This window comes from Serratia sp. CY74737 (assembly GCF_052166775.1).
Classification (GTDB): Bacteria; Pseudomonadota; Gammaproteobacteria; order Enterobacterales; family Enterobacteriaceae; genus Serratia; species Serratia ureilytica.
Genome location: NZ_JBJNOF010000007.1, coordinates 270,826 through 294,170 on the forward strand (window position 1 = coordinate 270,826; position 23,345 = coordinate 294,170).

Here is a 23,345-nt window from a genome sequence, read left to right on the forward strand (position 1 = left end):
CTATCCTCGCGGGTGGCGCGTGGTGTTCAGCACCTGTGCGTGGGCACCGACCGCAAAGTTGCTCAGCGCGCTGAAATCGCTGCCCTGATAACCGAGGATCTTGCCGTCGGTGCGCATGCCCTGCAGATCGATCATCACCACGCCCAGCGTCGGAATGATCTTCTCGCGCCAGACGAACAGATAAAGCTGCTCCGCCACCTTCACGTAGTGGCAGCGATCGACGTCCGCCAGCCCCTTCTCCACTCCGTCCAGACACTGCCAGGCGTAAAAGTTGTCGTTCAGGTAGATGTGCTCGTACCGTTCGGTCGGGCTGTAGGTGTACATGTTGCGCATGCCGATCAGCTCATCGGTAAAGCCCGGCGGCGCCGCGTCGGCGTCATCCAGCGTGCCGAAGCGGAATTCGGCCTCGACCGCGGTCAGCGGCAGCCCCTGCTCCACCCGGCTAAAGGCGTCGAGCCGCGCCTGCGCTTCGTCCGGCAGCTGGCCGTATACCGCAGTGAAGTTGCCCTGATTGCGGTCGCATACCAGCGTAATGCTGGCGTTGGCGCGGGCGGGATCGAGAAAATCGATGAATAGCACGCCGGGGCGAATGCTGGTGGCGCGATAGGCGATACCGCGCCGCTCCCCCCACTCCAGCGTCTGCGCATCGGTAAACCGACAGCGCTGCGTCGCGCCGTCGCTGAAACGCAGCGTCAGCGTGGTGCCCGCCAGACCGTGCTGGCGTTCCAGCGTATTGCTGTGCGGCGCAAAGCCTTCCGCCAGCGCGCCAACCTGAATGAATACCGCTTCTGAACTCATGGAATGCTCCTTATAGGGAAGTGAAAGCCAGGGTCGGCACATCGACAATGGTGGAGCCGCCGTCGGCCACCAGCGTCGCGCCGGTAATGATTGAAGCTTCGCTGGAGCAGAGGAAACGGCAGACGCGGGCGATCTCCTCGGCGCTGGCCGGCCGGCGCAGCGGCACGTCGCGGCAGACCATCTGGTAAGCCTGCTCCAGCGAAATCTGATGGGCGTCCATCAACAGCTGCATCTCTTCGTCCGCCATCGGCGTGGTCACCCAGCCCGGGCACACCGCGTTGGCGCGCACGCCCAGCGGGCCATAGTCGCGGGCGATGGAGCGCATCAGGCCGATCAGCGCGTGCTTGGCGGTGACGTAGCCGCAGACCTCCGGCCCGGCGGCCAGCGAAGCGATAGAGGCCACGAACAGCAGGTTGCCGCCGCTTTTAATCAGCTCCGGCAGGCAGGCGCGCGCGCTGGCGAAAGCGCTGTTGAGGTTGCTGTCCATCGCCCCTTGCCACTGCGCGTCGCTCATCTCGGTAATGCGCTTGAAGCCCATGCCGCCGGCGCTGCCGATCAGGCAGTCGATGCGCCCGGCGTCGCGCAGAATCGCCGGCAGCAGCGTGTGGGCCCAGCTCTCGCCGCTGGCGGCGTCGCCCACCAGCGCCTGCGCGCCGATCTCTTGCGCCAGCGCCGCCAGCGGTTCCGGGCGGCGGCCGATGATGAACACCCGATCGCCCTGCGCCGCCAGCAAACGGGCGCAGGCGGCGCCAACGCCGGTGCCGCCGCCGGTAATCACAACCACTCTATTCATGATTCAGCTTCTCCATCAGTTGGCCGATCATCAGCAGGCTGCTCAACAGCAGCCGCCGCTGTTCGGCATCCAGCCGCAGATAGCGGCGGCCGGCCGGCACGCGGCTGACCACCTCCGAGGCGGCGAAATGCTCGATATCCGCCTGCCAGCGCCCGTCGTTCACCGTCAGCCGCACGCGGCGAAAATCCAGCTGCGCCAGCGTCTCGCCGATCTGCGGGTAGCGCAGCAGGCCGTCCAACAGCCGCTGCGCGGCCGCATGGCGCTGGCGCAGCAGATAGCGCACTCCGCGCCGCCGCAGCCAGCCGCCGGTCACCACGTCCAGCGTCAGCGGAGGCTGCGCTGTGCACGTGCCCTGCAACCGAAAGCGGTGGCTGACGATATGCGCCATAAACAGCCCCTGCACCTGTTCGCTGACCTCGATCTGCGGCCCCTGCGGCAGCGTCAGCCGCAGCAGGCCCGGCGCCAGGCGTTCGCACGCGTAGGGTTCCAGGTTGCGCGCCAGACGATCCAGCGCGGCGCCCGGCCGATAGCCCGATGGCGCTCGCCGCCAGGCGCGATTAAGTGAGGGAAGTAAGCCGATCAAACTGCGCCTCCTCGTTTTCACCCTTGGCGAACGCGTTCTCCAGCACCTGCTCGACCGGCACCGGCTTGAACGGATTCACTTTCTGCACGCACAGCGTCCAGAACAGCGCATAGGCGGCGGTCAGGCCGATCATCCAGCCGAAGGGAATGTAGACGTCGCGCGGGTTCATCCCCGGCGGCGTGATGTAGACGATGGCCAGCACGATGCCGACGCTGGAGACGATCTGCGGCAGCGGGAACCACGGCGATTTATAGGCACGCGGCAGATCGGGGCGGCGCAGGCGCAGGATCACCACCGAGCAGGTCACCAGCAGGTAGGCCACGCCCCAGGCGCACACCGCCGCCAGCACTAGCGGAATGATCTTGTCGAGGTTGCCCTGAATGGCGAAGGCATGTACGCAGGGGATCAAGACCGCCACCAGAATGCCGACCACCGGCGTCTTAAAGCGCGGGTGCAGATAGGCGAACATGCGCGGCAGCGCGCCGTCCAGCGCCATGCCGTACAGAATGCGCGGCACCGCCGCCATCAGCGTGTTGATGGTTGCCGCGCCCGCCAGCAGCAGGCCGACGCCCAACCAGTACTTGCCGAACTGGCCCATCACCTGGCCGGCGAACGCCGGGATGGCCATCGGCGTTTCCAGCAGGCGCGTGCCGCTGGCGGCGTCGATCACCACGTTTTCCACCTGGTGGCTGAGCGCCGCGCCGTACAGCGCCATGCACACCGCCACGCCGCACAGCCCGAGCGCCATCGCCCGCGGGATCACCCGATCGCAGCGTTTGATCTCCGGCGCCATCGGCGTCACCAGCTCGCAGCCGACGAACATGAACATCGCCATGCCGATCAGGCTGAACACCGCAAAGGGATCGTTCAGGTTCAACGTGCTGCCGAACCAGCCTTCGAGCGGCACCGCATGCGGCGACAGCAGCCCGACGATGCCAAAAATCACCAGCGTGCTCCACATGGCGAAGGTCAGCACGATCTCCGCCTTGCCGAAGGCCTCGATACCGAACGCGTTGAGCAGGCCGAACACGACAACCAGCCCGACGCCGACCATCCAGGAGGCGTTGTGGCTTTCCATCAGGGTGTTGAGGTGTTCGAAGTTCACCAGCGCCATAATGCCGGAGAGAATGGTCTCGGCGGTGCCGGCGAAGATATGCACGATCAGGTAGGCCGACAGCGCGCCGGTGATGGCAAAAAAGCGCCCCATGCCGCAGGAAATGTAGTCGTAAACGGAACCGGAGGTCGGCAGCAGCGCCGCCGCTTCGGAGAAGGTGGTGAGCTGCGCCTGCATCATGACGAAAGCGATCAGCATCGCCAGCGCGAAGGTGTCGCCGCCGATGCCAAAGCCGCTGGTAACGGTCAGGATCACCGGGCTGGCCATGATCACCCCGACCGAACTGGCCAGGGTGGTGGGAAAGCCGACCTTGCCTCGAGCCAGGTGGGCGTGCAACCGCGACGACAGGTTCATGGTTATTTCCTCTTATAGTTTTGGCCTGATGCATGCAGGTGCTTGCAGGTTTTTCACCGCCAGCGGCGGTCATCTCACTATAGAGAGGAAAGGAAAATGCTGACTATCGTCCTTAAGGACGAGACGGTTTCAACCTGCGGCCGCGCTCACGGCGGCGCGCTCGCTCAGCATGAAGCGGATCGGCTCAGCCCAAGCAAGGTCATCATTTTTTCGTCTTATACGTTTGGCGCCGACTGGCGCTATCTTCAATGCGCAACGGCGGAAAAGCCTGGCCATCGTTCTTAAGAACGAGGGGCAGCGGAAGCGACGTCGGCTGTAGCACGCGCGCAGCGGCGATGGCCTCCCCCGGGCAGGCGTTGAAAAGCGTTGTAAATTCAGCGAGAAAAACGTCGAATTATTTCATTAACCTATTAATGAAAATCGCGATAAATCCGAACAAAAAAGCCCTGATTAACGCAGTGTCATCTTGTTATTTCTGTGTTTTATTGCAATCGGCCTCACGTTGTTAATATGTTTTTATTGTGTTGCCAAATTGCTACAACTATGCTTGTATCGTTCATATATTGACCGCCAACATTCTCCAGATTGAACGATAAAGGGAGGAATACGAATCATGCACAGCACAGCATCCGATGCCTTTATCAACAGTTGTTTGGCGACCATCACGCACCTGATCCCGGTGTCCGCCGGGGTGTTTTATCTGGTCGATCGCGACCTGCGGCCGGATCACTACATCCTGCACGGCATGCCCGATAAAACGCATCAGCAATACCTGAACCACTTCCAGCAAATAGACCCGCTGCAGCCGGCCAACTTCCATCGGCAAGACATCACCATGGTCGGCATGAGTCCGGCGGCGATCGCCGACAACCGCCGCTATTACCACGACTTTATGCTGCCGAACGACATGCGCGACATGACGGAGATTTTCATTCGCCAACGCAAACGCATCGTCGCCGGGGTGTCGTTGATCCGCGATACGCCGTTTACCGAATTGGAGCGCGGCCGCCTGCGCGCGGTGCTGCCGCTGATCGAGCTGGCGACGCGCGATCTGCTGCCCGACAGCGAGGCGCAGCTGCTGACCGCCAAGGAACAAGAGATCGTCAACCTGGTGCGCGAAGGCGCCAGCAATAAGCGCATCGCCCTGAAGCTGGGCATTTCGCTGTCCACGGTGAAAACCCATATGCGCAACATTTTCGCCAAAACCGACGTGGTGAACCGCACCGAACTGGTCGCCGGCGGCTTTCTCGCCCACGGTTAACGTCCGATAACGGCCGCCGCTGCCGGCGGCCGGAAAATAACGCCAAAACGTATTCGCCATTTATGGCGCGGCTCCCCCCTGCCCGCAATCGGGCCGGGCGGGATATTTCATCGTCACTCAACGCTTGGGGAATAAGGTTTATGTCCAGTGATTCAGTTTCCGCGCCCGCCGCCGGCGCGGCGCTCCCCTGCCCACCGCGGCTGCTGACCGCCATTATCGTCTTCGCCGCCATCGCGCCGGGCATTCTGATGACCGCCCCCGCCGTGGCCGCCCAGCTCGCCGCGCAGTGGCAGCTCGGCCCGGCGCAGATCGGCCGCCTGTTCTCCACCGAACTCGGCGCCATGAGCCTGGCCACGCTGCCGGCGTGGTGGTGGATCGGGCGCATCAACTGGCGGCGGGTCGCTGCGCTGTCGGCGCTGGTGTTTATCGCCGGCAACCTGGCTTCGGCGCTGGTGCAGGATTTCACCCTGCTGCTGCCGCTGCGCTTTATCGCCTCGTTGGCGGGCGGCACCCTGATGATCCTGTGCATCACCTGCGCCGCCGGCACCGCCAATCCCAGCCGGGTCTATGCCTTCTGGGTGCTCGGCCAGCTGGTGCTGGGCGCGGTGGGGCTGCTGGCGCTGCCGCCGCTGTTCGCGCACTTCGGCCTGATGGCGGTCTACCTGATTTTGGCCGCCATCATGCTGTGCTGCCTGCCGCTCATCCCGGCGTTTCCCAACGGTTTCACCGCCGCGCGCAGCGCCCGCAGCGGAGCCGCCGCCTCGCCGACGCGCAAGCTGTGCGCCGTGCTGGCGGTGCTGACCTTTTACATCAGCCTGAGCGCGGTCTGGACCTTTATCGGCGGCATCGCCGCCGGTGCCGGGCTGTCGCCGGCCCACAGCGGCCAGGTGCTGGCCGTCGCCACCTTGCTCGGCATCGTCGGCGCCGGCGCCGCAGCGTTGATCGGCACGCGCTTCGGCGGCGGGCGCCCGATCGCGCTCGGTTACGCCCTGCTGCTGGCCAGCGTGGCGCTGCTGGCGGGTCAACCCTTGCTGCTGCGCTTCGCCCTGGCGGCCCTGCTGTTCAAATTCACCTGGACCTTCGTGCTGCCGTTCATTCTGGCGCGGGTCGCCGGGTTGGATAACGACGGCAAGCTGATGAACGGCATCAACCTGGTGATCGGCGGCGGCATGGCCATCGGCCCGACGCTGGCCGGCTATCTGATCGAATCTTCCGGCGGTTTCAACGCCTTGCTGTTCGGCGCGCTGGGCTGCGCGCTGCTGTCGCTGCTGTTGATTTCGCTGGTTGCACCGCGCGCACCGCGCCATATAACAGGAGGAGAAAGGTGAAAAGAACAACCGGTTTCTTGTTTGATGAACGCTGTTTCTGGCACAGCACCGGCCTGCACGCCACCACCCTGCCGGTCGGCGGCTGGGTGCAACCGCCCTCGGGCGCCGGCCATGCCGAATCGCCGGAAACCAAACGGCGCATGAAGAACCTGATGGACGTGTCCGGCCTGTCACGCCAGCTCACCCTGCTGAGCGCCGAACCAGCGACGGAAGAAGACCTGCTGCGCATCCACCCCGCCCACTATCTGCAGCGCTTCAAACAGGTGAGCGACAGCGGCGGCGGCCTGCTGGGGGAAGAGGCGCCGTTGGGGCCGGGCAGCTATGAAATCGCCAAACTCTCGGCCGGGCTGGCCTGTGCGGCGGTGGAGGCAGTGTTGCAGGGCGAGCTGGATAATGCCTATGCGCTGTCGCGCCCGCCGGGCCACCACTGCCTGCCGGATCAATCGATGGGCTTCTGCTTCCTGGCCAATATCCCGATCGCCATCGAGCGCGCCAAGGCCCGTTATGGCCTCGGAAAAGTGGCGGTGCTCGACTGGGACGTGCACCACGGCAACGGCACCCAGCACATCTATTGGCGGCGCGGCGACGTGCTGACGCTGTCGCTGCATCAGGACGGCTGCTTCCCGGCGGGCTATTCCGGCGAACGGGATCGCGGTGAAGGCGACGGGGCGGGCTGCAACGTCAACGTGCCGATGCTGGCCGGCGCCGGCGACGACGGCTACCTGCACGCCATGCGGCGCATCATCATCCCGGCGCTGGAAAAATTCGAGCCGGAGATGATCATCGTCGCCTGCGGTTACGACGCCAACGCGCTCGATCCGCTGGCGCGCATGCAGCTGCACAGCGACAGCTTCCGCGCCATGACCGCGCTGGTGCAGGAGGCCGCCGACCGGCTGTGCGGCGGCAAACTGGTGATGGTGCATGAAGGCGGCTACGCCGAATCCTACGTGCCGTTCTGCGGGCTGGCGGTGATGGAACAGCTGAGCGGCGTGCGCACGGAAGTGCAGGATCCGTTGCTGGCGTTCATCCAGCAACAGCAGCCGCGCGACGCGTTCAACCGCTTCCAGCGTGAAGCGCTCGACGCGTTGGCACGCCAGTTCGGCCTGTAACCCCCCTCTCTGCGGGCGCCGCACCCGGCGCCCCTGACAACCTCGCCGCCAGCCGCTACGCTGAAGGGCAACCCTACCACAATGAGAACAATAACATGTCCGAACAAACCGTCAGCTTTATCAAAGGCCGTCACGGCGACATCGCCGTGCACGACTGGGGAAACGACAAGCCGCGCTATCTGGCGTTGCTGGTGCACGGCTACGGCGAGCACCTCGGCCGCTATCAATACGTGGCGCGCACGCTGCAGGCGCAGGGCGCGCGGGTGTTCGGCCCCGACCATCTCGGCCACGGCCTGTCACAGGGCGAACGCGTGCTGATCGAAGATTATGACGCCGTGGTCGACGACGTGCAGCGCGTGGTCAGCCATTTCCGGCAGCAATATCCCACCTTGCCGCTGGTGGTGATCGGCCACTCGATGGGCGGCATGATTGCCACCCGCTACGTGCAGCGCCATGGCGAGGAGGTGAGCGCGCTGGTGCTGTCCGGCCCGCTGCTCGGCGACAGAACGGCGATTTCCGATCTGGCCGAACTGCCGACGATCCCCGACGCGCCGCTGGATACCGCCACCCTGGCGCGCGATCCGGCGGTCGGCGCGGCCTATCAGGAGGATCCGCTGGTGTGGCACGGGCCGTTCAAGCGCCCCACCCTGCGCGCCATGCAGCGGATGCTCGCCGCCATCAACGCCGGGCCGGGCTTCGGCGCGCTGCCCACGCTGTGGATCCACGGCGACGACGATCGGCTGGTGCTGATGAGTGAAACGCAAACCGCGCTCGATCGTCTGCAGGGCGACGACTTCGAACAGCTGATCAATGCAGGCGGGCGGCACGAGAGCTTTAACGAAACCAATAAGGATCAGATCCTCAAGCGGGTGACCGATTTTATTGCGCGGGCGCTGGGCTAAGGCGTTCCCCCTCAGCATGCTGAGGGGGCATAAAAGCGTCAGCCCTCGACGATGGCGAGGTAGTGTTTGACGAAGCGATCCGAGGTGATGTCCCAGCGCACCGGGGTGCCCTTCTCGACGAACCAGGAGTCGCCGGCCTGATACTGCACCGACTCGCCGGTGCGTTCGTTGGTCAGGGTGGCGCTGCCTTCCCACACCGTGGCGTGCTCGGCGAACGGGTACTCCATCACGAAGCTGCCGCGGGTGCAGCTGAACACGCCGCAGTTCAGGTTGTCGGTCGGTTCGCCGAAGATGCTGGCCACGCCGACGTTCGGCGTGCCGGCGATCACCGTGGCGCCCAGGTTGCTGACGCTGCCGATCTCCAGCAGTTCCGGCAGCGGTTGTTTAAGCAGTAACGGTTTCATGTGATTCTCCTCTGAGGGTTAACGGCGGCCTTTCCAGTAGCCGGATGTCTGGTGCCAAACCTTGCCGGCGGTGGTCATCACCCGCCGCAGCTTGTCCTTGCCGAAAATGTTGACGTGCGGGATCGAGCTCATCAGATCGTAACGATCGGATCCTTCGCTCATGCCCTCCGCCAGCACCTTGCAAACGATGTGGCTCGGCGTCACGCCGAAGCCGGAGTAGCCCTGCACGTAAAACACGTTGTCGCGATCCGGCAGCGTGCCGATCTGCGGGAACAGGTTGGCGCTGCAGCACAGCGGGCCGCCCCAGGCCAGATCGATCTTCACGTCTTTCAGGTACGGGAACACCTTCAGCATCAGGTTGCGGTTCCAGGCCTTGAGATCCGACGGGAAGTATTCGATCAGGCGGGTGGCGCTGCCGAACAGCAGCCGGTTCTCGTTGGTCACCCGGTAATAGTCGATCACCGGGCGGATGTCGCTGTAGGCGCCGCGGATCGGGCTGATCTGACGGATCAGATCGTCAGATAGCGGCTCGGTGGCCAGCTGGAAGGCGTAGGTATTGATAGTCTTGCGGTAGATCTGCGGCTCCATGCCGTTGAGAAAGCCGTTGCAGGCCCACAGCATCTTGTTGGCGCGCACCGAGCCCATGGCGGTGCGCACCGTGATGCGCGGGCCATACTCCACGTCGAGCACGCTGCTGTTCTCGAAGATTTTCACCCCATAGCCGCTCAGCGCCTTGGCCTCGCCCAGCAACAGATTGAGCGAATGCACATGGCCGCCGCCCATGTGTTTCAGCGCGCAGGTGTAGGCGTCGGAGCCCACCACCTGCTTCACTTCCGCGCCGGTGTAGAGTTCGATCTCTTCCTGCGGCGCCACCGCCCTGAACTCCTTCAGCCAGCCGCGCAGGGTCTTCTCCTGGCGTGCGTTGCTGCCGAGGTAGCCGTAACCGAAGCAGAAGTCGGCGTCGATGTCATATTTCTTGATGCGCTCGCGGATAATGCCGGCGCCGAGGTTGCTGATCTTGAAGATGGTTTCCAGCCCGGACGGGCCGACGTGGCGTTTGATCTTCTCCAGATCGTGGCCGATGCCGGCCATCACCTGGCCGCCGTTGCGCCCGGTGCCGCCGTAGCCCAGATAACGACCCTCGAGAATGGCGATGTTGGTGATGCCCTTCTCCGCCAGCTCCAGCGCGGTGTTGATGCCGGAGAAGCCGCCGCCGATGATCACCACGTCAACGTCCAGATCCTCTTCCAGCGTCGGGAAGCGCAGATCGTATTTTTTGGTCGCCGCGTAGTAGGTTAAGGACTCGATTTCGTTGTTCACTGCCGCACTCCCGATTGCCTATGCCATGACATCGGATTATCGGGAGCGGTGGGATCGTTCGCTATGTCCCCTTAGGGACATTCGTCCCCTTCATCTTTCAAACTACAGCGTTGTTGGCTGCTGACGTTCACCCCAGTCACTTACCTAAGTAAGCTCCTGGGGACGCTCGTCCTGGCCGCCTAGCTGTAGCTTGAAAGCTATAGGGGATAGATCGATACATTCACGCGCTGCGCCGCTGCGGGGCGGCCAGCAGCAGGCTGAACAGTTCGGCCTGCGAACCGATGTTCAGCTTGCCGTAGATGTTCTTGCGGTGGTTTTTTACCGTGCCGAGGCTGATGAACAGCCGGTCGGCAATCTGCTGCGAACCGCAGCCGGCGAGGATCAGATCGACAATCTCGCGCTCGCGCGGCGTCAGCAGATAGCGCGCCTGGGCGCCGTCATCGTTCACCGTCGCGGCCTCGGCTGGCGCCGCCACCACTTCGCCGTGCAGCCGCGCCACGCTTTTCACCAGCGTCAACGCGCTGCGCAGATCCGCCCGCTGCGGGTAGCGCACCGCCACCGTGCGGCGCGCCGAGCCGAAAAATACCCCCAGCCCGCGCTCCGGCGTCAATTGCAGCAGCACGCCGGCCTCGTCGTGCCAGCCGGTCTTGCGATAAAAGTTACGGTAATAGTCGCTGTGATAAAACCCGCAGGGCGCCAGCTGGCGCAGCGTGAGCACCTCACCTTCGCCGCCGTCGTTCAGCGCGCGGTAAAACGGATCCTGCAGGTAGGCGCCCTGCTGGTAGAGCTGATTGACCGCGTCGCTGTTTTCGCGCTCGGTTTTAATCAGGCAGCGCGGCGGCCGGCCGCGTTCGAAGGCATAGACGATGGCGTTGTCGAAGGCGAAAAACCCTTCCAGCCAGTTCAACAGGCTGGGATAAAAGCGTGGGCTGGCCACCGCATCGATCACCGCAGACAAGCGTTCAACCTGAATTTCCATACCCGCCTCGCCATTATTAACACATTAACAATCTACCGATTTCGGATGGGGTTGGCCGCACGACGGCCGGTACTGTTAAAAAAAGCATCCGCAGCGCCGAAATGCAAGAGCGCGATCGTTTACATGTTAAACAACTCACAGGTTGCCGCGGCGGGGAAAGCGGTGGCCGCTCCGCGCCCGCTGGCTTATGCTGTGGCATCGCGACCTGCAACGCCGTCAAGGAGACTTCATGTCCGTCAGCCACATCATCGCCAACCGCCAGACCTGGTTCGGCCACGGCAGCATCCAGCAGCTGCCGCCGCTGCTGCTTGCCGATCCGCAGCCGACGCTGCTGTTCAGCTGCCGCTCTTTTCTCAACGGCCCGGTGTACGCCGGCCTGCGCGAAGCGCTGGCGCCGCTGCTCATCGGCACCGAAATCGTCAGCCACGAGGCGTCGCCGCAGGAAATCGACGCCTGGGTGGCGCGCTGGCGCGGCCAGGCGCGGCGCGTGGTGGCCATCGGCGGCGGCAGCGTGCTGGACGCCGCCAAAGCGTTCTCCGCGCTGGTTGAGCACCCGCTGCCAACGCTGCGCTATATGGAAAAGGTGGGCGACAGCAAAATCAGCGGCGCCACCCTGCCGCTGATCGCCATTCCCACCACCGCCGGCACCGGTAGCGAGGTGACGCAGAACGCGGTGATCACCGATACCCAGGTCAGCAAGGTGAAAGCCTCGCTGCGTCATAACAACTTCGTGCCGCACACCGCCATTCTCGATCCGCATCTGCTGGCGGGCGCCCCGGACAAGGTGCTGGCCTACTGCGCCATCGACGCCTTCACCCACCTGTTCGAGGCCTATCTGTCGAAAACCGCCGGCGCCATGACGCGCGACATGTCGCTGAGCGGCATCCGCCACTTCCTCGCCGCCTGGCCGGCGCTTAACCGCAGCGACGCGGCGCGCGAAGCCATTATGCAGGCTTCCTACCTCGGCGGACTGACGCTGAGCGCCGCCGGGCTGGGGGTCATTCACGGCATCGCCGGCGAGATCGGCGCGCTGCGCGACTACCACCACGGGCAGGTCTGCGGTCGCCTGCTGCTGCCGTTCCTCGCCCTGTTGGAAAGCAGCGAACAGCCGCAGCAGCGCGCGCTGATGGCCGAGCTGGCCGCCAGACTGTACCCGCACTGGCAGGGCAGCCCGGAGAGCTACCTGAGCGATTTCATCACCCGCCACGCCATCGCGCCGTTCTGGCAGGACGATTTGCCGATTTCCGGCCAGGAGCTGGCGGTGGCGCTGGAGAAATCCAACAGCAAGAATTCCTGGATCGACTATGCGCCGGCGCAGCGGCAACGGATGATCGAAGAGGCGTTTCGCGTCGAATGATTATTTCTACCCTAAATAGTTGGAGCTGCATCCCGGCGGCAAGAGGTGGCTCGCCAGGAGCTTACTCAAGTAAGTGACTGGCGTACGCACTCGCAGCCAACACAGATGCAGTTTCAAGTATGACGGGTATAATTAGATCAACGCACTAGCAGGAGTAAGGAAATGGGCATCATCGGCTGGATCTTCGCCGGCATCGCGGTCGGCATCCTGGTCGGCGCGCTGATCAGAATCTTCGGCAAGAAGAAAGAGCAGTAAGCGTCACGCTGTTCCGTGGGCCGCCAGCAGGCACTCATGGAACAGCTTCACCACCCGTTGCGGCACCGGCGAGCGGCGCAGCACGCTGGAGTACTCGCAGTGATAGCGGAACAGCGCCGGTTTGATCGCCCGCATCAGGTTCTGCGCCACAAAAAACGCCGCGTAGTGATCCGGCAAAAAGCCGACGTATTTGCCGGACAGGATCAGCGTGGCGATCGACTCCTGCGCGAACCCCGTCGCCTTGCGATGCAAATGTTGCTGCAGGCTCAGTTCCATATTCGGCGAATGGTAGCCTAATCCGGCGAAGGCATAATTGTGCAGCAGATCCCAATTTAATGTTTCATGGCGGGCGGAAAATAATTCATGCTGCGCGCCGCAATATAAGAACATCCTCTCACTGAATAACGAATGATAAGATAAACTTTCCGCGCTGCGGTGCATGGGAATAACGCCAACCTGAAATTGCCCGTCAATAACGCCGCGTTCAATGGTATTAATCGGCTCCACGTACATTTGCAAAGAAACCTCCGGCGCGCGCTCGCTGAATAACGCGATGGCCGGACCGATCTGCGCCTGCGGATTGCTGACCGTATGGTCGAATATCGCCACGTGCAGCTGCCCGCCCATGCGCTGGTGCACCTCGTCCACCCCGCGCCGGAACGCCTCGGTGGCCGCCAGCAGGTTGACGGTTTCCTGGTAGATAATCAGCCCCTCGTCGGTGACCGCAAAGCCCTCGCGCCCGCGCTGGCACAGCGTCAGGCCCAGCCGCTGTTCCAGATCCTTGATGTGCTTGCTGATGGTCGACAGGCTGATATTCAGCTCCAGTTCGGCGGCGCTCATGCCGCCGCAGTCGACCACGGCCTTGAATACCCGCAGCAAACGCAGATCCATATCCGACAATTGTCCTAACAGCGCGCGCTTTTTTACTTGCATAAAACCTTAAGTAAGTTTCGACATATGATTATTCACAGTAGAGAACAAGCGGTACATAGTCAATTTCGCACAACAATTCGTTAACAACTCAGTTTATTTCATTAATCGCTCTTATTTTCCTGTTCGGAGGAAAACATGGCCGCTGAAAATCACCCGCTAAATAACCTCGATGCCGCAGGATTAGAGGCCCATTGGATGCCTTTTACCGGCAACCGCAATTTTAAAGCGCAGCCGCGCATCATTACTCAAGCCGCGGGGGCGTATTACACCAGCCACGACGGCAGAAAGATTTTCGACGGCCTGTCCGGATTGTGGTGCTGCGGATTGGGGCACGGCCGGCAGGAAATCACCGACGCCGCCCAGCGCCAGTTGGCGACGCTGGATTACTCGCCGGCGTTTCAGTTCGGCCACCCGCTGTCGTTCGAGCTGGCCAACAAAATCAAGGCGCTGACGCCGGCGGGGCTGGATTACGTGTTCTTCACCGGCTCCGGCTCGGAAGCGGCGGACACCTCGCTGAAAATGGCGCGCGCTTACTGGCGCGCCAAAGGCCAGGCGGGAAAAACCTGCTTTATCGGCCGGGAAAAGGGCTATCACGGCGTTAACTTCGGCGGTATCTCGGTCGGCGGCATCGCCGGCAACCGCAAGGCGTTCGGCGCCGGCGCCGAGGCGGATCATCTGCCGCACACTCTGCTGGCCGGCAACGCCTTTTCGCGCGGTATGCCGCAACAGGGGGCGGAGCTGGCGGAAGAGCTCAACCGCATCATCGCGCTGCGCGACGCCTCGACGATCGCCGCGGTGATCGTCGAACCGTTCTCCGGCTCCGCCGGGGTGATCGTGCCGCCGGTCGGCTATCTGCAGCGCCTGCGCGAGATCTGTACCCAGCATGACATTCTGCTGATCTTCGACGAAGTGATCACCGCCTTCGGCCGCTGCGGCGCGATGACCGGCGCCGAGGCGTTCGGTGTCACGCCGGACATCATGAACATAGCCAAACAGGTGACCAACGGCGCGCAGCCGATGGGCGCGGTGGTGGTGCGGCCGGAGATCTACCAAACCTTCATGAACGGCGGCGAGCCGGACTACCAGCTCGAATTCCCGCATGGTTACACCTACTCCGCCCATCCGGTCAGCTGCGCGGTGGCGCTGGCGACGCTGGACATCCTGCAGCGCGAACAGATGGTGGAGCGCGTACAGGCGCTGGCGCCCTACTTCGAGCGCGCGGTGCACAGCCTGCAGGGGGCCAAACACGTCGCCGACATTCGCAATATCGGCCTGGCGGCCGGCGTCACGTTGGCGGCGCGGCCCGGCGAACCGGCGCGGCGGCCCTTCGAAGCGGCGATGCGCTGCTGGGAAAGCGGGTTTTACGTGCGGTACGGCGGCGACACCCTTCAACTGGCGCCGCCGTTCATCAGCAGCGAAGCGCAGATAGATGCGCTGATCAACGCCGTCGGCGATGCCCTCAACGCCACCGAATAAGGAGCAAACCATGACCATTACCCATTGGATCAACGGCGAACCCGCCGCCGGCGGCGAACGCAGCCAGCCGGTTTACGACCCGGCCACCGGCCAATCAGCGCAGGAGGTGCTGCTGGCCGATCGCGCCACGGTGGAGCGCGCCATCGCCGCCGCCGAGCAGGCTTACCCCGCCTGGCGCGACACGCCGCCGCTGAAGCGCGCGCGCATCATGATGAAGCTCAAGGATCTGCTGGAGCAGCACGCCGACGCCATCTGCCAACTGATCACCGCCGAGCACGGCAAAGTGCTCAGCGACGCCCTAGGCGAACTGCAGCGCGGCATCGAGAATATCGAATACGCCGGCTATGTGCCGGAATTGCTGAAAGGCGAACACAGCAAAGAGGCGGGCCCGGGCATCGACAGCTGGAGCGAGTTTCAGCCGCTCGGGGTGGTGGCGGGCATCACCCCGTTCAACTTCCCGGCGATGGTGCCGCTGTGGATGTGGCCGATGGCGGTCGCCTGCGGCAATACTTTCGTGCTGAAACCTTCCGAGCGCGTCCCTTCCGCCGCGCTGTATATCGCGCGGCTGGCGGCGGAGGCCGGGCTGCCGCCAGGGGTGCTCAACGTGGTCAACGGCGATCGCGAAGCGGTGGAGACGCTGCTGCATGACGGGCGCGTCAAAGCGATCAGCTTCGTCGGTTCGACGCCGGTCGCGGAACACATCTATCACACCGGCTGCGGCCAGAACAAACGGGTGCAGGCGCTGGGCGGCGCCAAAAACCACGCGGTGGTGCTGCCGGACGCCGATATCCCCGGCGCGGTCGGCGCGCTGATGGGCGCGGCGTTCGGCTCCTGCGGCCAGCGCTGCATGGCCATCCCGCTGGTGGTCGCGGTGGGCGACGGCACCGCCGACGCGCTGATCGCCGGGCTGCGGCAACAGATGGCCGCCATGCGCGTCGGCCCCGGCAGCGACAACCGCAACGACATGGGGCCGCTGGTGACTCAACAGCATTATCAGAAGGTGAAAGGCTATATCGATCAGGGCGTGGCCGAAGGCGCCGAGCTGCTGGTGGACGGCCGCGAGCTGAGCGTGATCGGCGCAGACGGCCGCCCCAGCCAGGGGTATTTCCTCGGCCCGACGCTGTTCGACCGCGTGACGCCCGGCATGCGCATCTATCAGGAGGAGATCTTCGGCCCGGTGCTCGGCGTGGTGCGCGCGGCGTCGCTGCAGGAGGCGATGGCCTTGATCGACGCCCATGAATACGGCAACGGCACCTGCTTGTTCACCCGTGACGGTGAAGCGGCGCGCCACTTCTCCAGCCGCATTCAGGTCGGCATGGTGGGGATCAACGTGGCGCTGCCGGTGCCGGTGGCCTACCACTCATTCGGCGGCTGGAAGCGCTCGCTGTTCGGCGATCTGCACGCCTACGGCCCGGACGCGGTCAGGTTCTACACCAAACGCAAGACCGTGACCCAGCGCTGGCCGGCCTCCGGCGACGCCCGGCTCGCCAGCTTCAGCTTCCCGTCGGGGCAGGGGTAACACATAAGAACAATAAACTTCCGGGGAGCAACGCTCCCCGGCATTTAGCGCGCTCCATTTGATTCCTGCGTACAGCCTGTGCAGCAAAACAATAACTCACTCACACGTTAATGGAGTCGTTAACCATGCAAGAGTCCGCCCCTGAACACACTTTCAAAGGCAATCTCAGCGTCCTCGACGTGGTGATGATTACCGCTTCCGGCGTAACGCCGGCCAGTTCGATCTTCGTCATCGCCCCGCTGGCGATCGCCAGCGCCGGCAGCGGCGCCTTTCTGTCGTTTTTGATCGCCGCCTGCGTCGCCGCCACCATCGCGCTGTGCTATGCCGAGCTCGGCGCCGCGCACCCCAGCGCCGGCGGCGAATACAGCATCATCAAACGCCTGTTCGGCACCCTGTGCGGGTTGCAGACCTATCTGTTTATTCTCAGCGCCGCGCTGTTCGTGCCGGCGGTGCTGGCCACCGGCGCCGTGCCCTATCTGAATACCGCGCTGGGCACCTCATTCGACGCCTCCACCGCCGGCATGATCACCGTGCTGATCGGCGGCGCCTGCGCCATTTTCAACATCAAGGCCAACGCCCTGCTGACCGGCGCCTTTCTGGTGGTGGAAGTGGCGGTGCTGGCGCTGATCGCCTGGCTCGGTTTCAGCCATCCGCATCAAAGCGCGGAGATCCTCACCGCGCCGGTGATGCTGGACGCGCAGGGCAGCCTGGCGCCGGTTTCGCTGCCGCTGATCGTCGCCATGGTCGGGGTCGCGCTGTTCTCCTACAACGGCTACGGCGCGGCAGTGTACATGGCGGAAGATATGCGCGAGCAGGGCAAACCGATGGCGGTCGCGATCATGCTGACGCTGGTCATCGTGGTGCTGGTGGAACTGGTGCCGTTCACCGCCCTGCTGATCGGCTCGCCGTCGCTGGCGGAGATGGCCAAACAGGCCGATCCGGTCGGTTATGTGGTCACCCAGCTCGGCGGCCCGACGCTGGCGCGGGTGGTGAGCGGCGCGATCTACCTGTCGGTATTCAACGCCATCATCGCCATCGTGGCGCAGTTCAGCCGCATGATGTTCGCCAGCGGGCGCGACGGCTTCTGGCTGCCGACGTTCAACCGCGCGCTGAAAATCATCCACCCGCGCTTCGGCACCCCCTGGATCGCCACCCTGCTGTTCGGCGTCCCCTCGGCGCTGCTGGCGTTTTGCTCCGACCTCGAATCGCTGACCTCATTCACCGTGATCCTGCTGCTGCTGGTGTACATCATCATGGCGGTGGCGGCGCTGATCAGCCGCCGTCGCCGCCACTTCCACCACCCGTACCTGATGCCGCTATGGCCGCTGCCGGTGGTGGTGGCGCTGCTGTGCTGCCTGTACGTGCTGTGGACGATTTTGATCGCCAGCAGCCTGAAAGACTTTATTATCATTGCCGGCATCATCGGCTTCGGGCTGGCGCTGAACCATCTGCGCGGCCGCCAACCGGCGCCCCTCGCCACCCCCTCAATAGAAGGAGAATAACCATGACGCAGCGCGCTCAGGATCTGGGCATTATCATCGGACAGGGCACGCCCGGCCCGCTGAACGCCATCACCGACGTGCCCGGCGTGCGCGTTGGCCATGCCAGCATTCACGCCGATTTGGCGGACGGGCGCAGCGTGCGCACCGGCGTGACGGTGATCGAACCGCGCCCCGGCTCTGCCCGCCACGCCCCCTGCTTCGCCGGTGTGCACGTGCTGAACGGCAACGGCGACGCCACCGGCCTGGAATGGGTGCGCGAAGCGGGCCTGCTGACCAGCCCGATCGCTTTCACCAACACCCACAGCGTGGGCGTGGTGCGCGATGCGTTGATCGCGCTGGAGCGTGAAACGCTGCCCGCGGGCGACAACGCGGTGTATTGGAATATGCCGGTGGTGATGGAAACCTTCGACGGCCTGCTCAACGACATCAACGGCTTTCACGTCAAGGCCGAGCACGTGCGCCAGGCGCAGCAGGCGGCCCGGGGCGGCTTGCCGCAGGAAGGCGCGGTCGGCGGCGGCAGCGGCATGATCTGCCATGAATTCAAAGGCGGCAGCGGCACCGCGTCGCGCCGCTTGCCCGCCGATCAGGGCGGCTGGACGGTGGGCGCCATCGTGCAGGCCAACCACGGCAAGCGCGAATCATTGCTGGTTGGCGGTTACCCGGTAGGCCGGCATCTGGGGCATCTCCCCTCGCCGTTCACGCCGCAGTTGCCGCATCCCGGCATGGGCTCCATCGTGGTGGCGCTGGCGACCGACGCGCCGCTGCTGCCGCACCAGTGTGCGCGGCTGGCGCAGCGCGCCAGCATCGGTATCGCCCGCACCGGCGGCGGCACCGAGGATTCGAGCGGCGATATCTTTATCGCCTTCGCCACCGGCAACGACGGCCTGCCGCCCGCCGACTACGCCAATAAAGGCGATTTCACCACACCGCTGCGCATGGTGAACAACGACTACATTTCGGCGCTGTTCGCCGCGGCGGCGGAAGCGGTGGAAGAGGCGATCGTCAATGCGCTGCTGGCGGCCAATACCGTCAGCGGCAACGGCCACCGGGCGGAAGGGTTGAGCGCCGAGCAGCTGGTGACGGCGCTGGAGCAAGCCGGCTGGCGTCGGTAAAAAAACACAGGGCGCGGGGTTAACCGCGACCTGCTTATCAGGATTCGCCGCCCGGCTTGGGCGTCGGGTAGTCGTAATCCAGCCGCAGCGGTTCGGCGTAGACGCTGTTCCACAGCTGTTGGTACAGCTTGTCCAACCGCCCGCTCATCGCCGCACTGTGCATCACCAGCTCCAGATTGCGCGAGTTGTCCAGATAGCCGCCGGTCCAGTTGCTGGTGCCCACCCAGGCAATCTCATCGTCGATGGTCATCAGCTTGCTGTGGATCACGCGGGCAAACGGAATGAAGCCGCTACTGGCCGGTGGTATGGTCACCACTTTGATCTGCACGTTCGGCACCAGCGCCAGGCTCTTCAGCCAGGCGATATCCGGCTTTTTGGTGTTCCAGTTGGCCACCATCAGCTCGATCTGCACCCCGCGCGCCGCCGCGCTGCGCAGCGCGTTGTCGATCACCGCATAAAAGGGGCGGCTGCGTTCCGGGCCGAACGACAGCGGCGCGTAGTCCATCACCTGCACCCGCACCCGCCGCTTGGCGCCGGCCAGCAAGCGCGGCAGCTCGGCCTGCGAGTCAATCACCCCCGCCGGGTTGTAGGCGCGCGGGCTGGCCACCAGATAGTTGCCCTGCGTCGGCGCCGTCATCGGCGAATCGGGCAGCGGCGGCACCGGTTTATCCTGCGCCAGCAGCGCCTGCGCCTGCCAATCTTGCTCGAAGATCGCCTGGATCTGCCCCACCACCCTGGCGTCGCTGATGCGCAGCCCGGTTTCGTGAATGTGTTCCAGCGCGCGCCAGTCGAAGTTCTGGCTGCCGACGAACGCCTGCTCGCCGTCCACCAGCAGATATTTGGCGTGCAGAATGCCGCCGCTCAGCTTCTGGTAAGGAATGATGCGCAGCTCCAGATTGGGGATCGCCTTCAGCTGTTCCAGCGTCTCGGCGGTAGACATGCGAAGGCCCTTCTCTTCCAGCAAAAAGCGGATTTTCACCCCGCGTTCGCCTGCCGCCTTCAGGTGCTGCAGCACGCCGTCCAGCAGCGAACCGTCCTGATTCGCCACGTAGAACTGCCCCAGATCGATGCGGGTTTTCGCCGCGTCGAACATCTCGCGCCACACCTCGGCGGTGTTACGCAGATCGTCGGCCTGCAGCGCGGTTTCCACCGGTGCGGTGTACACCAGCTCATAGCCGGGAATAGCAAAACGCGCCGCGGCGCTCTGGCTCAACATCAACAAACAACCGCCCCACAATGCCGTATAAAGGCGGCCGAGCGGCCGCCGTATTGGATGGCCATTAGGCATAGCGCGGCGCCCCGCTGTCAACCCATTGTTCGCCGCTGCCGCTCTCCGGGCGGCTGGCCGGTTGGCCGGCGCGGATCAGCAGCACCTTCAGCAGTTCGTTGATGCGCTCCATGCGGCTCTGCAGGAAGTTGTTGGCCACCAGGCACAGCAGCGCGATGGCGATGCCGAGGCCAGTGGCGTACAGCGCGGTGCCCATCCCGGCCGACACCAGGCTCGGTTCGGACACCCCCGAGGCGGCCAGCGCCTTGAAGGTTTCGATGATCCCCATCACCGTGCCCAGCAGCCCCAACAGCGGCGCGGCGGTGACCACGGTTTCCAGCAGCCACAGGCCGCGCGCCATCGGCGGCTTGCTCAGCAGGTACTGGGCGTCGATCAGATCGCCGATCGCCTCGCGGTCGCCGGCGTGGTGTTTCTGCGCCAGTACCGGCGCGATCACCGACATCGGCAGGCTATTGCGCTGGGTCAGCTCGTCCGGCAGATCGGCGGCGCGGCGCACGTCCGGCGTCAGCGCCTGCTCCAGCCGGCGCGCCTGGCGCTGGGTATAGGCGAAGTACAGCGTGCGTTCGATGATGATCACCAGCGCAATCGCCAGCGCGGCGTACATCACGTAGAAAATAATGTCGTGCAACAGATTGGCGTCCATACAGGGTTCCTCTTCCCCGCCGCCGGGCAGACGGCGGGGCATTCAGTTAAAAGGTGGCTTCCAGCGAGACGCTGAAGGTGCGTTCTTCGCCGACGTTGTAATACGGGGTGCTGGCCTTCACGCCGCCGTAGGGCGCCGCGTTGAAGGTAGTGGTGCGCACCGAGGTCAGGTATTCCTTGTCAAACAGGTTGCTGATGCCAAAACGCAGCGCGGCGCTTTTGACGATTTTCTTGTCCACCGGCAGATGCACCCCCGCCGCCAGATCGAACACCGTGCGCCCGCCGATCTTCTCGTCGTTGGTCAGATCGCCATAGAACGCGCTGACGTACTTGCCGCTGACGCTGCCGTAGTACAGGCCGTCGTCATAACCCAGCGTCATGTTCAGCAGGTTTTTCGGCACGTTCGGCACCTCTTTGCCGGAGGTCGGCAGCGGCAACCCGCCGTTGCTGACGATGTCGCTCTTCTGCTTCGATTGGGTATAGGTATAGGAGGTGTAGTAGTTGAAGTTATGCGGCAGTTGGCCGCTCCACTCCAGCTCCAGCCCTTTGTTCTCCACGTTGCCGATGTTCATCATCTCGTAGTCGCCGGCCGCGTTGGTGGTGGAGATCTGGCGATCGCTGTAGCGCATGTAGAACAGCGTGGCGCTCAGCAGCATGTCTTCCTGTTGGAAGCGCCAGCCCAGCTCGTGGTTCCAGCTCAGCTCCGGCTTGGTGCTGAGCGAATCGCCGACGTTGTACAGCACATAGTTCGGCGGCGTGCGCATGTTGCGCGTCAGGTTGTAGAACACCTGGTTTTCCTGGTTCACCTTATAGCTGGCGCTGAAGTTCGGCAGGAATTCATGATAGGTGGCTTTGCGTTTCTCCGGCGCGTTGTACAGGCTGCCGCGATTGTCCCCTTTACGTTCCACGTACTGATAGGCCAGGCCGCCGACGAAGGTCCAGTCCGGCGTGGCGAACCAGGTATCCTGCAGCCACACCTTCTGCGCCGGGGTGATGGTGTACTGGTTGCGCCCCTGAACGGTGTTGCCGTTCGCATCCTTCACCTGATCGGAACCGCCCGGCGGCCCCCAAATCTGCGACGGGTTGCCGTCGCCCTTGATGCTGATGAACGGCTGGGTCTGCAGCTGGCGCGCGCGCTCATACCAATAACCGATATCCAGACTGTGCTGATCGTTGATGTCCCACTTCAGCTTGGTGGTGATGCCCGGCCGCCAGGTCTGCGTCCACGACGGGCGGTAGTAGGTGTTGGATTTCAGGTTGCTGAGATCGTACTGCCCTGCCCTGTCCGACGTGCTGGACAATACCGACGCGGTTTGACCGTTGAAGCTGCCGCCGTTGCCCCAGTAGTAATACGGTTGCAGGGTCAGCGACAGGTTGTCGCGCAGCTGCAGCTTCTGGGTGAACGACAGCGTGAAGTTCTCGAACGGGTTGCGCTCGAGCTTGTAATACTTGTTCAACTGTCCGCGGCTGTTGTACTCCGGCGTGGTGGCATAGTCGGTGTCACGACCGTCGTTTTGGAACTGCGCCTTGCTCAGGGTGTTGTAGTTGGTGTTGTTCTGGCGGTTGTACTTCATCACCAGATTGCTGCTGTTGCCGTTGCCGTCTTCGTACAGCGAGTTCATCTCGAACTTGTCGGAGTACAGCCGCCCCTCGCCGCGCCACTTCTTCGCCTCGGTGTGCGAATAGGAGAGCCAGTTGCTGAAGCCGTTGTACTCGCCGGTGTCCAGGCGGGCGAAGGTTTTGCTCAGGCTGTTGCTGCCCAGCGTTTGCTTGACGAAACCGCCGAAGTCTTTCGCCGGGCGGCGCGTTACCAGGCCGATGTTGCCGCCGCTGGAGCCGATATGCGGGCCGTCCGCTTCGGAAGAGCCCTGGGTGACAAACACCTCTTCCAGGTTCTCCGCATCGCCCAGCAGGTTCGGGTATACCGCGTAGTTGCCGGAGTCGTTGATCGGGATGCCGTCCATCGACAGGCCGATCTGATCCGAGTTCATGCCGCGCATGGTGTAGTCCACGCCGCTCAGGCCGCTGGCGTCATTGCTGTTGACGTTGAGGCCCGGCGTGAACTTCAGCTTGTCGATGGCGTTGGCCGCCGACGGCATTTTATCCATCGCCTCTTTGGTGACGGTGGAGCGCGCTTTGGCGCTGTCGTCCTGCACCATCATGCCGCCGCCGAGCGACTGCCCCTTGACGCTGATGGTGCCGACGTCGGTGCCGTCGGCCGCCAGCGCGGCGCCCGGCAGCATCGCCGACATCACCGCCAGATAGATCCCAGAACGATTGAACGATTTCATGGTGTGCATCCCTTAAAAATCAAAC

General features: G+C 63.8%; 21 protein-coding genes. 10 read left to right on the forward strand and 11 right to left on the reverse strand.

Annotation, left to right across the window (positions count from 1 at the left end; all coding sequences use genetic code 11):
* From ACJ8PE_RS12605 to ACJ8PE_RS12620, 4 genes are read right to left on the reverse strand one after another with little or no spacing between them, the layout of a single operon-like run.
* Positions 1–798 (reverse strand): molybdenum cofactor biosynthesis F family protein, encoded by a 798-nt coding sequence (locus ACJ8PE_RS12605; protein WP_033651371.1) that lies wholly within the window; start codon positions 796–798, stop codon positions 1–3.
* 10 nt (positions 799–808) lie between these two features.
* Complete coding sequence (locus ACJ8PE_RS12610; RefSeq protein WP_046688188.1) at positions 809–1,591, reverse strand: SDR family NAD(P)-dependent oxidoreductase; 783 nt, start codon at positions 1,589–1,591, stop codon at positions 809–811.
* Positions 1,584–2,174 carry a DUF3156 family protein gene (locus ACJ8PE_RS12615; RefSeq protein WP_089192545.1) on the reverse strand — a complete coding sequence of 197 codons (591 nt, stop codon included), beginning with the start codon at positions 2,172–2,174 and terminating at the stop codon, positions 1,584–1,586. The genes ACJ8PE_RS12610 and ACJ8PE_RS12615 overlap by 8 nt, the downstream gene beginning before the upstream one ends.
* On the reverse strand, positions 2,149–3,642 hold the full coding sequence (locus tag ACJ8PE_RS12620; protein WP_197793642.1) for an APC family permease: 1,494 nt from the start codon (positions 3,640–3,642) through the stop codon (positions 2,149–2,151). The genes ACJ8PE_RS12615 and ACJ8PE_RS12620 overlap by 26 nt, the downstream gene beginning before the upstream one ends.
* A 96-nt stretch (positions 3,643–3,738) precedes the next feature.
* Here ACJ8PE_RS12620 and ACJ8PE_RS12625 point away from each other — a divergent pair, with 96 nt between their 5' ends.
* The 5 genes from ACJ8PE_RS12625 (at position 3,739) to ACJ8PE_RS12645 (ending at position 8,242) form a co-directional block, all read left to right on the forward strand.
* A complete protein-coding gene (locus ACJ8PE_RS12625) occupies positions 3,739–3,927 on the forward strand; it encodes a hypothetical protein (protein WP_197761322.1) in 189 nt (62 codons plus the stop codon).
* Positions 3,928–4,255: 328 nt separating this feature from the next.
* Positions 4,256–4,903 carry a helix-turn-helix transcriptional regulator gene (locus ACJ8PE_RS12630; RefSeq protein ID WP_033651375.1) on the forward strand — a complete coding sequence of 216 codons (648 nt, stop codon included), beginning with the start codon at positions 4,256–4,258 and terminating at the stop codon, positions 4,901–4,903.
* Between the two features lie 140 nt (positions 4,904–5,043).
* Positions 5,044–6,231 carry an MFS transporter gene (locus ACJ8PE_RS12635; protein WP_404769013.1) on the forward strand — a complete coding sequence of 396 codons (1,188 nt, stop codon included), beginning with the start codon at positions 5,044–5,046 and terminating at the stop codon, positions 6,229–6,231.
* Entirely contained in the window at positions 6,228–7,340 is a 1,113-nt protein-coding gene (locus ACJ8PE_RS12640; RefSeq protein WP_033651377.1) for a class II histone deacetylase, read from the forward strand. Before ACJ8PE_RS12635 ends, ACJ8PE_RS12640 begins: the two co-directional genes overlap by 4 nt.
* Positions 7,341–7,435: 95 nt before the next feature.
* Complete coding sequence (locus tag ACJ8PE_RS12645) at positions 7,436–8,242, forward strand: alpha/beta hydrolase (RefSeq protein WP_197761318.1); 807 nt, start codon at positions 7,436–7,438, stop codon at positions 8,240–8,242.
* 38 nt (positions 8,243–8,280) lie between these two features.
* Here ACJ8PE_RS12645 and ACJ8PE_RS12650 read toward each other — a convergent pair whose 3' ends face one another.
* The 3 genes from ACJ8PE_RS12650 to ACJ8PE_RS12660 all read right to left on the reverse strand — a co-directional run bounded on the left by ACJ8PE_RS12650 (position 8,281) and on the right by ACJ8PE_RS12660 (position 10,945).
* On the reverse strand, positions 8,281–8,646 hold the full coding sequence (locus ACJ8PE_RS12650; protein WP_015376517.1) for a cupin domain-containing protein: 366 nt from the start codon (positions 8,644–8,646) through the stop codon (positions 8,281–8,283).
* An 18-nt stretch (positions 8,647–8,664) separates the two neighbouring features.
* Positions 8,665–9,966, reverse strand: coding sequence for an NAD(P)/FAD-dependent oxidoreductase (locus ACJ8PE_RS12655; protein WP_033641752.1), 1,302 nt, complete (start codon positions 9,964–9,966; stop codon positions 8,665–8,667).
* Positions 9,967–10,186: 220 nt separating this feature from the next.
* On the reverse strand, positions 10,187–10,945 hold the full coding sequence (locus ACJ8PE_RS12660; RefSeq protein WP_046898053.1) for a helix-turn-helix transcriptional regulator: 759 nt from the start codon (positions 10,943–10,945) through the stop codon (positions 10,187–10,189).
* A 229-nt stretch (positions 10,946–11,174) separates the two neighbouring features.
* Between ACJ8PE_RS12660 and ACJ8PE_RS12665 the strand changes: the two genes are divergently transcribed.
* Entirely contained in the window at positions 11,175–12,302 is a 1,128-nt protein-coding gene (locus tag ACJ8PE_RS12665) for an iron-containing alcohol dehydrogenase (RefSeq protein ID WP_273873342.1), read from the forward strand.
* Between the two features lie 258 nt (positions 12,303–12,560).
* Here ACJ8PE_RS12665 and ACJ8PE_RS12670 read toward each other — a convergent pair whose 3' ends face one another.
* Entirely contained in the window at positions 12,561–13,490 is a 930-nt protein-coding gene (locus ACJ8PE_RS12670; protein WP_197793645.1) for a LysR family transcriptional regulator, read from the reverse strand.
* A 135-nt stretch (positions 13,491–13,625) separates the two neighbouring features.
* Between ACJ8PE_RS12670 and ACJ8PE_RS12675 the strand changes: the two genes are divergently transcribed.
* The 4 genes from ACJ8PE_RS12675 to ACJ8PE_RS12690 all read left to right on the forward strand — a co-directional run bounded on the left by ACJ8PE_RS12675 (position 13,626) and on the right by ACJ8PE_RS12690 (position 19,099).
* On the forward strand, positions 13,626–14,966 hold the full coding sequence (locus ACJ8PE_RS12675) for an aspartate aminotransferase family protein (protein ID WP_197793646.1): 1,341 nt from the start codon (positions 13,626–13,628) through the stop codon (positions 14,964–14,966).
* A gap of 10 nt (positions 14,967–14,976) precedes the next feature.
* Positions 14,977–16,485 (forward strand): CoA-acylating methylmalonate-semialdehyde dehydrogenase, encoded by a 1,509-nt coding sequence (locus tag ACJ8PE_RS12680; protein WP_197793647.1) that lies wholly within the window; start codon positions 14,977–14,979, stop codon positions 16,483–16,485.
* A gap of 125 nt (positions 16,486–16,610) precedes the next feature.
* Positions 16,611–17,987 (forward strand): APC family permease, encoded by a 1,377-nt coding sequence (locus tag ACJ8PE_RS12685; protein WP_197793648.1) that lies wholly within the window; start codon positions 16,611–16,613, stop codon positions 17,985–17,987.
* A 2-nt stretch (positions 17,988–17,989) separates the two neighbouring features.
* On the forward strand, positions 17,990–19,099 hold the full coding sequence (locus ACJ8PE_RS12690; RefSeq protein ID WP_197761305.1) for a DmpA family aminopeptidase: 1,110 nt from the start codon (positions 17,990–17,992) through the stop codon (positions 19,097–19,099).
* Positions 19,100–19,136: 37 nt separating this feature from the next.
* Here the strand turns inward: ACJ8PE_RS12690 and ACJ8PE_RS12695 are convergent, their stop codons facing one another.
* Genes ACJ8PE_RS12695 through ACJ8PE_RS12705 form a run of 3 tightly spaced genes read right to left on the reverse strand, consistent with a single transcriptional unit; the run spans position 19,137 to position 23,320 of the window.
* Positions 19,137–20,387: a phospholipase D-like domain-containing protein gene (locus ACJ8PE_RS12695; RefSeq protein ID WP_404769012.1), complete on the reverse strand. Its 1,251-nt coding sequence runs from the start codon at positions 20,385–20,387 to the stop codon at positions 19,137–19,139.
* Positions 20,380–21,030 carry a MotA/TolQ/ExbB proton channel family protein gene (locus tag ACJ8PE_RS12700; protein ID WP_049235387.1) on the reverse strand — a complete coding sequence of 217 codons (651 nt, stop codon included), beginning with the start codon at positions 21,028–21,030 and terminating at the stop codon, positions 20,380–20,382. Before ACJ8PE_RS12700 ends, ACJ8PE_RS12695 begins: the two co-directional genes overlap by 8 nt.
* 46 nt (positions 21,031–21,076) lie before the next feature.
* A complete protein-coding gene (locus ACJ8PE_RS12705; protein ID WP_033651386.1) occupies positions 21,077–23,320 on the reverse strand; it encodes a TonB-dependent receptor family protein in 2,244 nt (747 codons plus the stop codon).
* Positions 23,321–23,345 lie beyond the last annotated feature (25 nt).

Coding starts and splice junctions, on each gene's coding strand:
- ACJ8PE_RS12605 (WP_033651371.1), bottom strand. CDS start 798: ATGAGTTCAGAAGCGGTATTCATTCAGGTTGGCGCGCTGGCGGAAGGC.
- ACJ8PE_RS12610 (WP_046688188.1), bottom strand. CDS start 1,591: ATGAATAGAGTGGTTGTGATTACCGGCGGCGGCACCGGCGTTGGCGCC.
- ACJ8PE_RS12620 (WP_197793642.1), bottom strand. CDS start 3,642: ATGAACCTGTCGTCGCGGTTGCACGCCCACCTGGCTCGAGGCAAGGTC.
- ACJ8PE_RS12625 (WP_197761322.1), top strand. CDS start 3,739: ATGCTGACTATCGTCCTTAAGGACGAGACGGTTTCAACCTGCGGCCGC.
- ACJ8PE_RS12630 (WP_033651375.1), top strand. CDS start 4,256: ATGCACAGCACAGCATCCGATGCCTTTATCAACAGTTGTTTGGCGACC.
- ACJ8PE_RS12635 (WP_404769013.1), top strand. CDS start 5,044: ATGTCCAGTGATTCAGTTTCCGCGCCCGCCGCCGGCGCGGCGCTCCCC.
- ACJ8PE_RS12645 (WP_197761318.1), top strand. CDS start 7,436: ATGTCCGAACAAACCGTCAGCTTTATCAAAGGCCGTCACGGCGACATC.
- ACJ8PE_RS12650 (WP_015376517.1), bottom strand. CDS start 8,646: ATGAAACCGTTACTGCTTAAACAACCGCTGCCGGAACTGCTGGAGATC.
- ACJ8PE_RS12660 (WP_046898053.1), bottom strand. CDS start 10,945: ATGGAAATTCAGGTTGAACGCTTGTCTGCGGTGATCGATGCGGTGGCC.
- ACJ8PE_RS12665 (WP_273873342.1), top strand. CDS start 11,175: ATGTCCGTCAGCCACATCATCGCCAACCGCCAGACCTGGTTCGGCCAC.
- ACJ8PE_RS12670 (WP_197793645.1), bottom strand. CDS start 13,490: ATGCAAGTAAAAAAGCGCGCGCTGTTAGGACAATTGTCGGATATGGAT.
- ACJ8PE_RS12675 (WP_197793646.1), top strand. CDS start 13,626: ATGGCCGCTGAAAATCACCCGCTAAATAACCTCGATGCCGCAGGATTA.
- ACJ8PE_RS12680 (WP_197793647.1), top strand. CDS start 14,977: ATGACCATTACCCATTGGATCAACGGCGAACCCGCCGCCGGCGGCGAA.
- ACJ8PE_RS12685 (WP_197793648.1), top strand. CDS start 16,611: ATGCAAGAGTCCGCCCCTGAACACACTTTCAAAGGCAATCTCAGCGTC.
- ACJ8PE_RS12690 (WP_197761305.1), top strand. CDS start 17,990: ATGACGCAGCGCGCTCAGGATCTGGGCATTATCATCGGACAGGGCACG.
- ACJ8PE_RS12695 (WP_404769012.1), bottom strand. CDS start 20,387: ATGCCTAATGGCCATCCAATACGGCGGCCGCTCGGCCGCCTTTATACG.
- ACJ8PE_RS12700 (WP_049235387.1), bottom strand. CDS start 21,030: ATGGACGCCAATCTGTTGCACGACATTATTTTCTACGTGATGTACGCC.
- ACJ8PE_RS12705 (WP_033651386.1), bottom strand. CDS start 23,320: ATGAAATCGTTCAATCGTTCTGGGATCTATCTGGCGGTGATGTCGGCG.